This is a genomic window from Myxococcus sp. CA023 (assembly GCF_010998615.1).
Lineage (GTDB): Bacteria > Myxococcota > Myxococcia > Myxococcales > Myxococcaceae > Myxococcus.
Genome location: NZ_JAAEAH010000183.1, coordinates 1 through 786, shown reverse-complemented (window position 1 = coordinate 786; position 786 = coordinate 1). Strand labels below are relative to the sequence as shown.

General features: G+C 69.8%; 2 pseudogenes. One reads left to right on the top strand and one right to left on the bottom strand.

Going from position 1 to position 786, the window contains the following annotated elements:
- Positions 1–181: 181 nt before the first annotated feature.
- Positions 182–301 (bottom strand): annotated as a pseudogene (locus F8M74_RS38380) (IS256 family transposase); the annotation flags it as partial.
- A gap of 137 nt (positions 302–438) precedes the next feature.
- Between F8M74_RS38380 and F8M74_RS37175 the strand changes: the two are divergent.
- Positions 439–786: pseudogene (locus F8M74_RS37175) on the top strand (RCC1 repeat-containing protein); the annotation flags it as partial.

Here is a 786-nt window from a genome sequence, read left to right as displayed (position 1 = left end):
CCTCACCGCCTCGTACAGCACCGTCCCCTCCGGCTGCCTCCGCCGGTACGCCCACCCCCGCTCCTCCACCTGCCCCTCCCCAGCTCCACCTCGCCAGGGCACACGCTACCGTCAGCCTCCCACGGGCTTCTCGTGAGCCCTGCGAGACTGGGGAACTCGGGCCGCTCGCGTCCGTGAGCGTGTAGCGGCCCAGCACTCCCCCCGCGCTGCCACTGTGCATCGTGCGTGGAACCACCACGTCCACAGCCCCCGCTGTCGTCACCAACGTGCGCAGGTAGCTGCCATTACGCACGTCCACTCGCCCCACCATCGGCTGGTCGGCTTGCACCTCTTCGTGCGCGGGGGGACTCACTTATCGGGACCCGACCGCGCCACGAGGCTGGCCTCGCGAGTAGATTGTGTGCGTTGGTATTCCTAGACCCAAGTATTGAGACAGACATGCACCGAAGTCCTGGCTCCATCCTCCCGACCCGGGGGACCTCTCCGCGTCCTTTCCTCCCCGTCAACGCCCTGCTGGTGTCCGTACTGCTGGCCCTTGGCTCCGGCTGTGGCGACTCCGAACCCGACAAGACGAACGACTGTCCGAACCCGTCCGTCGGCTGCGGCCAGCAGGACTCCGGGACGCCCGACGCGGGCGACCCCGACGCCGGTAATCCGGACGCGGGCATCCCCGACGCGGGCATCCCCGACGCGGGCGACCCCGATGCCGGCAATCCGGACGCGGGGCATCCCGACGCTTGCAACCCCGACGCGGGCAGTCCTGACGGCGGAGAGCCCCTACCCACC